9 protein-coding genes are annotated in these 8,235 nt (G+C 60.1%); 3 read left to right on the forward strand and 6 right to left on the reverse strand.

Going from position 1 to position 8,235, the window contains the following annotated elements; genetic code table 11:
* Window positions 1-708, forward strand: a 708-nt coding sequence (locus tag ACMNI9_RS09990; protein ID WP_418831907.1) for a LamB/YcsF family protein, incomplete at its 5' end; no start/stop codon positions are given.
* An 80-nt stretch (window positions 709-788) separates the two neighbouring features.
* On the opposite strand, the gene ACMNI9_RS09995 is transcribed toward ACMNI9_RS09990, so the two are convergent.
* The 3 genes from ACMNI9_RS09995 to yedE are packed head-to-tail and all read right to left on the reverse strand — an operon-like array spanning window position 789 to window position 2,426.
* Window positions 789-1,025 carry a DUF3343 domain-containing protein gene (locus ACMNI9_RS09995; RefSeq protein ID WP_114567313.1) on the reverse strand — a complete coding sequence of 79 codons (237 nt, stop codon included), beginning with the start codon at window positions 1,023-1,025 and terminating at the stop codon, window positions 789-791.
* A gap of 13 nt (window positions 1,026-1,038) precedes the next feature.
* Complete coding sequence (locus ACMNI9_RS10000; protein WP_114567314.1) at window positions 1,039-1,245, reverse strand: sulfurtransferase TusA family protein; 207 nt, start codon at window positions 1,243-1,245, stop codon at window positions 1,039-1,041.
* Window positions 1,246-1,262: 17 nt separating this feature from the next.
* A complete protein-coding gene (yedE, locus tag ACMNI9_RS10005; RefSeq protein ID WP_418831909.1) occupies window positions 1,263-2,426 on the reverse strand; it encodes a YedE family putative selenium transporter in 1,164 nt (387 codons plus the stop codon).
* Here yedE and ACMNI9_RS10010 point away from each other — a divergent pair.
* Window positions 2,409-2,693, forward strand: a complete 285-nt coding sequence (locus ACMNI9_RS10010) for a hypothetical protein (protein ID WP_418831910.1) — start codon at window positions 2,409-2,411, stop codon at window positions 2,691-2,693. The genes yedE and ACMNI9_RS10010 overlap by 18 nt on opposite strands.
* Before the next feature lie 260 nt (window positions 2,694-2,953).
* Here the strand turns inward: ACMNI9_RS10010 and ACMNI9_RS10015 are convergent, their stop codons facing one another.
* The 3 genes from ACMNI9_RS10015 to ACMNI9_RS10025 all read right to left on the reverse strand — a co-directional run bounded on the left by ACMNI9_RS10015 (window position 2,954) and on the right by ACMNI9_RS10025 (window position 6,879).
* Complete coding sequence (locus tag ACMNI9_RS10015) at window positions 2,954-3,730, reverse strand: carboxymuconolactone decarboxylase family protein (protein WP_418831912.1); 777 nt, start codon at window positions 3,728-3,730, stop codon at window positions 2,954-2,956.
* Between the two features lie 664 nt (window positions 3,731-4,394).
* Entirely contained in the window at window positions 4,395-5,645 is a 1,251-nt protein-coding gene (locus tag ACMNI9_RS10020) for an Nramp family divalent metal transporter (protein WP_114567317.1), read from the reverse strand.
* A 268-nt stretch (window positions 5,646-5,913) separates the two neighbouring features.
* Window positions 5,914-6,879, reverse strand: a complete 966-nt coding sequence (locus tag ACMNI9_RS10025) for a helix-turn-helix transcriptional regulator (RefSeq protein WP_114567338.1) — start codon at window positions 6,877-6,879, stop codon at window positions 5,914-5,916.
* 379 nt (window positions 6,880-7,258) lie between these two features.
* Here ACMNI9_RS10025 and ACMNI9_RS10030 point away from each other — a divergent pair.
* Window positions 7,259-8,235, forward strand: a 977-nt coding sequence (locus ACMNI9_RS10030) for an arginine deiminase family protein (protein WP_418831914.1), incomplete at its 3' end; no start/stop codon positions are given.

Genomic DNA, 8,235 nt, shown 5'->3' on the forward strand with positions numbered 1-8,235 from the left:
GGACTGGACGACCAGATCATTCCGCTTGTTTCAAGCGCGAACGTCGCGTGCGGACAGCATGCAGGCGACCCGATGGTCATGCGCAAGACGGTCGGCATGGCAAAGGACGCCGGCATCGCCATCGGCGCGCATCCGGGCTACCCCGATCTGCAAGGTTTCGGTCGCCGCGACATGAACCTGTCGCCCGACGAGGCGTACGCGTACATGGTGTACCAAATCGGCGCGCTTCAAGCGTTCTGCCAGGCGCAAGGCGTGCAGCTTGCGCACGTCAAACCGCACGGGCAGCTCTACAATCATGCGGCCATCAACCCCGACTTAGCTGCCGCGCTGGCGCAAGCGGTCTTCGACGTGAATCCGAACCTGGTTCTGGTCGGGCTGGCGAACAGCGCGCTCGTTGACGCGGGCCGCAAGCAAGGGCTGATCACGGCCGAGGAGTTCTTCACCGACCGCAACTACACCGACGAGGGCAAGCTGGTCAACCGCAACGATCCCGCTGCGCTCATTCGCGATGAGGAGCAGGCTATCGAGCGCGTGAAGAACGCCATTCGAGACGGGGCCATCCTTTCGGTAACGGGCAAGCTGATCGATCTGCACCCCGACACCATCTGCGTGCACGGAGACTCCCCCACCGCCCTCGCGTTCGTCAGCCGCACGCGCAGCGCGCTCGAAGAGGACGGCATCGTCATCAAGCCGGTCGGCGCGCAATAACACGGCAAAGCGAATCAGGGGAGGATGCGAATCAATCGCGACCTCCCCTGATGCATCAACGCCGACTTGCGGCCACAGCCCTACAGCTCCATGCTATGCAGGCCGTCGAAATCTATGCGCTCGGCTTCCAGCACGTGGCGCAGCGCCTGACCGTTGCATGCGGGCTCCCGCCAGGCCAGACCGCAGCCCGCAGATAGCTGGCGCGGTATGGGAATCAACCGACCCTGCAAACCGCGTCGCCTTCCCGCTTGCTCCATCGCCATCGCATCCGTCGTGGTTCCGAACGCAACCACAAGAACCGGGGATTTCGTCCGCATGCCAACCTCGCCGTCACTCGATCACGATGGCGAAATCGTCGCCGATCTGCTCGACCGCGGCCGTCTTCTTTTTCCTGCGCGCCATTGCCATCACGTTGTCGCGCGCGATAGCCGTGCTCACCAGCACGCGAACCGATTGCCCGGAGTGTGCTTTCACGGCTTGCATGGCCATCATCACCGGTTCCGGGCACGAAAGGCCCCGCGCGTCCACTTCGATCATAGTTGCTCCCTTCGTGTCTAGTTCGCCGCTGCGGCGGATGCGTCCTCAACGCTTGCCGATGCCGACGACGCCGCCGCAATGCCCGCGCTCTTCTGTTTGCTGCGCAGGTTGACTGCGCCAATCACGAACAGCACGGCAATGCACCCTACCAGCACGATCTGCCCCGCCAGCGCAGGACCGCCCGCCACAGCTGCGGCTTCCGCCGTAGCCGCCGAAGCCGCCGCGCCAGCCAAGCCGAAGTTGTGGGCGAACGCCGCGCCGATCAGCATGCCCAAAAACGTGACGGCGGCATCGCATGACCCCTGACCCGCCAGCGTCATCTGGCGCAGCGGGCAGCCGCCGGCGAGCACCGCCGCGAATCCAACGGCATACAGGCCCAGAATATTCCACAGATGCTGGGAATGAGCGATGGGCTGACCCTCGAAACTAAGCTTGAAATTGCCTGTGACCAGGTTGTATACAAGCATGACCACAAACAATCCCGCAATGGGAAGCAGCAGGTCGAAATCCCGCATGAGCATGACGTTGCGCACACCGCCCGCAAAACAAATGCGCGCCTTCTGCGCCAACATGCCCACAACAAGCGAAGCAGCCAGCGCAATGAGCACGGGGGCGTGCTTGCTGCCGGGCCCCGTCTCGCTGGCGGCGAACACGCCCGCGATCAACCCGATGATCATCAGCGCGGCTAGCGCAAGGGGAAGCACGGCGCCCGCAGACTTGTTCGTGTCGCGCTCCCGCCCCAGCGAATACCCCTTCTTCAGAAACAGCGTTCCCGTCGCGATGCCCAGCACCAAGCCGATCAGGCCCACGTAAGCGTTCAGGTCGCCCGCGGACATGCGAATGACCATGCGCAGCGGACAGCCAAGAAACACCAGCGCGCCGATCATCATGATGAACCCCAAGACGAAACGGATCATCGGGGACGACCCCGCGGTGGAGCGGTACTCCTTCGTGGCCAGGGCGATCACGAACGCGCCCACCACCAAGCCCACCACTTCGGGGCGGAAATACTGCACGACGGATGCGCTGTGCAGCTTCAACGCGCCAGCCGTATCGCGAATGAAACACGCCGCGCACATGGCCATGTTCGCCGGATTCCCGAAGTAAGCAAGCAACGCGAGCATGGCCCCTGCAACCACCCCCACGGCAAGCAGGCCTTTCTTTTGATTCAGCAGATCCACAACAACACCTTTCCCTTCAAAACCGCGCATACGTTTCGCCTTGCGCGCAAACGCAGCGCAAGCGAAAAACCGCGCGACAGCACGCCTCCAATCGAAGGCGGCGCAAAGCGCGCCCTTACATTGGAAGGTGCGGATTGTTCGACAGCAAGCAGCGGTGCAGAACGCACGGGGCGCAGCAGACAAGCGACCCGTCGGCTTCCCTCGAAGCCTATTCAGTTAGCAATATATGAGCCGCTCTTGGTGCAGAAGGTCGAGCCGGCAGAATAGCCCGACCGTCCAAGAAGGCAACCAAGACTATACGCGATCGAAGAGATGAGGTGCAAGAATTTGGGATCAGCGGCCTCAACGCTGCGAGCAGCGGGGCATTGGGGCCCGCGCCCGACCCAGCCGCCAACAAACAAGCGGAGGCCCCGCGCAGAAAGAGCGCGAAGCCTCCGTCGAAAGCCAGCCCGGTCGAACAAGAACGACCTATTTCGCAGCCAAAGTTAGCGGGAACGCGCACTTCGCGCTCCCGCACAATACAAAACCTACGCGTCAGCATCCTCGAACGCGGCAGCAGCGCGTTCCACGCAGCGAAGCGCATCCAGAACAAGCGGGTATCCGATGTAGGGAACGCATTGCGCCAGGACGCTGACCAGGAACCCTGCGTCGTTCCCCAAACGCATGTTGGCTCGCGCGTGACCGGTCAACTGCTCGTCATACCCCCCTTGCGCAACAAGAAAGCAAAAAGCGACCATCTCGCGCTGAGCATCGTCAAGACCGGTGCGCGTGTAGCAATCTCCGAAGCAATGGGATTCCACCCAGCCGTCGATGCGAGCCGCGTCCGCATATCCCGACGCAACCGTTCCCACCGCATCAGCCCCGAACAACTCGGCCTTCTTCTTGGCGCCAGCTTCCGCACGCGTAGCCATCGTGGTTGTAGCCTGGCCCTCAAGCGGCAGGGAAACCAGACGATGCTCCAGCAGTTCGTTGGTCGCATGCAAAAACGGAAGCGCGCACCCAAGCCCCAGATACGGAACAGCCTGGTAGACGATTTCCTTCACCTCAACAGGGGTAACTCCCACGTTAAACGCACCCTTGGCCATAGCCTGAAAAGCCTCGATGCCCCGGCACCCCACAAGCGCCGCCAAAATAGCCATCAGCCTTGTCTTGTCGTCAAGGTTGTCGCTTGCCGGAACCTCTCCGAAAGCGAATGCGTCGAAACGCTCCTGAAACTCCGGGTCGGTGACGGAAAACGGCGAGTCGAATCCAGGGAAAAGACGGTTGCGGTAAGCGTGCGCTTGCTCGACGATGTTCGATTCCATACTTGCTCCTTCGGTCGTTGAGACACTATGCTCTTGTTTCGCGCTCATAATACCTTGCCGAAAGAGGGCTTGGTCAACTGTTATCCAAAACGAAACATACCAATGCCATAGGGGCGCATGCACCATCTGGAAAAAACACCTTGACGAGCCCGAGCGAACCCGCGCGCCAATCCTTGCACGGCGACAGGCCGAAACCAGCGTCGTCCGGTCGGCTGCGTTTCGGGGCGTCTCGCTCGCGTCCGAGCGAGGCAGAATGCCCCCCAACGCCGAAAGCCCCCGAAAGCCCCGGCGGAACCACGCGAAGCAGGCCATCCGGGGCCGCTCCGGCAACAGTTCGACAGCCCACGACGCAAAACTTGGCGCGAAATTGCGGGTCTGCGCTCCCCAACCGACCCACCAGCCGCAGTTGTTTTGAGCGCTTGCACCAACATGCCAGGTCATCGAAACGCAACGAATTCAACGGTTGCCGAAGGCTCTTGACCGAGAGCGCAGACCCGCAATTTCGCGCCAAAGCCTGCACCGCACGCATCGAGCCCGGCGCGCGACCGCATAACGGGCGGCGTTCTTCCCGTGCGCCTCACGCCCAGAACAGGTCGCGAGCCCGAAAACGCAACGCGCCCGCCAAGAGGGCGGGCGCGCGTAACTCAAGCAACAGGGGAAGGCGTTAGCCGCCGATAAGCTTCTGAAGCGACGCCAAGAAACTCGACATGTTGCGATAGCACATGAACAGCGTGATGACGATGATGACCACGCCCGCGCAGTTCGCGAACACGTGGTTCTTCCACTTGCCCAGATCCTTGCCGTTAGCGCAGTACAGCACGAAGAACGCCATGATGGGAAGCAGAATGGCGTTTGCGGCCTGCGCAACCAGGATAAGCTCGGTCGGGCTCTTGCCCAGCACGATGGCCATGCAGCAACCAGCCACCAGCACGATAATCCAGATAGCCTTGAAGCGGATATCCTTGGTCGTCTTCTTCCAACCCAGAACGCCGTTCACCGCATACGCAGCAGAGAACGAAGCCGTGATGGCGCTGGAGAAGCCGGCGGCCAGCAGGCCCAGGCCGATCATCCACGTAGCCCACGAGCCGAGCAAAGGCTGCAGCGCAAGCGCCATGTCCTTGCCGTTGGCCACGGTTGCCTCGGTGCCGTAGATGTTCGCGGCGGCGCAAATCAGAATCGCCATGGAGATGATGCCACCCAGGCCGATGCTCAAAACGGTGTCGAAACGAGCGTCGGATACCTGCTCCGGATCCTTGAAGCGCTCGGAAGCGCCGGACGCGTGCAAGAACAGGTTGTACGGCACGATGGTGGTCCCAATCAGGCCCACTGCCGTCAGGATGCCCTTCGAGCCTTCTTCCGGAAGCGTGGGGACGAACAGGCCCGTCGCAATGGCGCCCCAATCCGGGCTGGAAGCAAGGGCCGTCACAAAGAACACGACGCCCATGAACACGACGATAGCCGTGAGGATGACCTCGACCACCTTGTACGAGCCGATCCACATGGCGGCGAACGCCAAAATACCCAGAACCACAACGATGGGGATCATCGGAACATCAGGCGCAACAGCCTGAATGCCCAAAATACCGCCCGTGATGTTGCCCGTTTCGTAAGCAATGTTGCCCACGAAAATGGCGATGATAACAATCACGATCGCAATCCACATCAAAATCTTGTTCGGAATACGATCGCGGATGTTTTCACCCAAACCCTTACCCGAAACAATACCAACGCGCGACGCCATCTCCTGGAAGATAATGGTCGCAACGGTGGCGAACAGCAGTGCCCACAGCATGGTGTAGCCATAGCTTGCTCCGGAAACCGTGCACGTCGTAACCGTGCCGGGACCGATAAAGCCGGCGGCAACCAGTGCGCCCGGGCCGACGTTCTTGAACTTCTGAACCAGCGTACTGCTCATACCCACTCCTTTCTTAGCCCTTAAAGCAACGATATGCCTGCAGCAGACATGCCGTCCCCCCGGCACGTCCGATTCCATTACGGGCCTTCTAGGCCTGCAACTGGCATAATGACCGATTTACTTTAGCAGATTAAAGCGTGCGAGTATACAGCGAAGCGGCACGCGGGCAAGGCAATCGGCATGAGACGGAAAAGCGTGATTGCCGGCCCGTTTTCAGGTCAGCCGCCCAAAACGAGTCGCCGAATCAACCCACCGCTGCCGTCTCGCCCTACGACGTCTTCCAGAAATCCTGGATCAAATCTTGGCGGTTGGTGCGGCCCGTTTTCTGCAAGATGTTGTGCACGTGCACCTTCACCGTGCTCAGCGCCACGTGCATCGTGGACGCGATGTTCTGGTTGTCCTTCCCCAGCAACACCAGGTGTAGGACCTCGCTCTCGCGCTCGGAAAGCTGATGGCGCTTCGCGTACAGCATAAGGTTCTCGCTGATCTGCTCGTCTTGCCGCTGATCGCCGCGCATCGGCGGACGATCGAAGCGAAGCTGCAAAACCCGGCGCGCATCCCTTCCTGCAAAGAACGCGCAGCTCATCAGCAACGCCTCTTCCGCATAGTTGCGCTCAGCCGAAAACGTGATGGGGCCCAGCTGAATCACAGGCTCGTTCAGCAGCATGAAGAAGGTCATGTCCTCCAACAGCACGGCCGTGTTCAGAACCGCCACCATCACGTACAGCCACCGATGCTTCCACAGGCGGCTGCGCTCGACATCGTCCTTCGACGAGAAGTAGCGAAACCCCGTGAACAGCAGCATCCAGAACACGAACAGCTCGCGCATGCCGTAGAACAAGAAACGCTGCAAGTCGCCCTCGGGCAGCGCCACCAGCACCGCCACGCTCATCACCGCGAACACAACCCCCGGAGCCACCAAAAGCGCGCGCCTTGTTTCCCCCAGGTAGTCGCATACCAAAAACCAAAACGAGACAAGGAACCCGCCGCCCGTAATAACATTGGTCAGTGATCGTATAACTAGATAGATTTGACCCTGCTCGGAGCCAAGGACATACGAGACAAACTCGTCCTGAAAGACGAACGCGACGTCGAAGAAATAGAACAGAAACGCGAAAAAGGCGAACAGCATCAACCGCTTGCGCGAAACCAAGTACGCCGAAAGACACATGGCCGAAGCAAGGATCGATATCAACAACACAATAAGGGTGACATGGAAGAGCACGAGACCCACAGGCAACTACCTTCCCTTCCGTTCAGTTCTCTCGCATTGTCGGGAACCAGCTCCCATGATACAGCAACGCCTTGCGTTTAGGACGGCATTACCCTCTCTTTGGCAACCTTAGGAAGAAAAATGGTCAGGATATATTAATCAAGCGATCACCTGGGGTTTATCGAAGGTGTAGGGCGGCTTGCAGCACGAGTACACCCTCTATCCATCTATCGATACACCCCCTTTACATCTTTTCTTCACAACCTCCAGGGCGCATGGTGGAGCCAACGCGCCGAGGTATCGCCGCCGAGGCGCGAACTTGGCGAAGATAGCCTCACGTGAGGCACGGCAGGCCCCGGCAAGACGCCGGGGCCCGACGAAAGGAAGAAGGAGGGTTGCAATGGCTGGAGTAAACGTCAAAAGCGAAATCAAGCCTTTGAAGCAAGTCCTGCTGCACCGCCCGGGTAAAGAGCTTCTGAACCTGACGCCGAACACGCTCGAAGAGCTGCTGTTCGACGACATCCCGTTCTTGAAGGTCGCCCAGGAGGAGCACGACGCCTTCGCGCAGGCTCTGCGCGACAACGGCGTTGAAGTGTTCTACCTCGAAGATCTTATGGCCGAGGTTCTGGAGGCCGACCCCGCGCTGCGCGAGCAGTTCCTGAAGCAGTGGATCGAAGAGGCCGGCATCCGCACGGAGCGCTACCAGAAGATCATCTTCGACTACCTGCAGGAGAACTACCCCGATGCCAAGGACTTCGTCCTGAAGACGATGGAGGGCATCAACCTGACCGAGCTGCACACCGACAAGTCGAACTCCCTGGTTGACCTGGTTTCCGAGTCTTCTAAGATGGTCGTCAAGCCCATGCCGAACCTGTACTTCACCCGCGACCCGTTCGCGATGATCGGCAACGGCGTGTCCATCAACCGCATGTACTCCGAGACGCGCAACCGCGAGACCATCTACGGCGAGTACATCTTCAAGTACCATCCCATGCTGAAGGGCACCCCCGAGTACTACAGCCGCTACAACACGTTCCACATCGAGGGCGGCGACATTCTCAACATCAACGATAAGGTTCTGGCCATCGGCATCTCCCAGCGTACGGAGCCCGACGCCATCGACCAGATCGCTAAGAACATCTTCCATGACGAGACCAGCCCCGTCGAGACCATCCTGGCGTTCAACATCCCGAACAACCGCGCCATGATGCACCTCGACACGGTGTTCACCCAGATCGACGTGGACAAGTTCACCATCCATCCGGGCATCATGGGCCCGCTGACCGTGTTCGAGATCACCCCCGAGGGCGACGGCATCAAGGTCCGCGAGATGAACGACACGCTCGAGGCCATCCTCGAGAAGTACGTCGGCTGCCC

The sequence above is a fragment of the Paraeggerthella sp. genome (assembly GCF_048427265.1).
In the GTDB taxonomy this organism is placed as follows: domain Bacteria; phylum Actinomycetota; class Coriobacteriia; order Coriobacteriales; family Eggerthellaceae; genus Paraeggerthella; species Paraeggerthella hominis.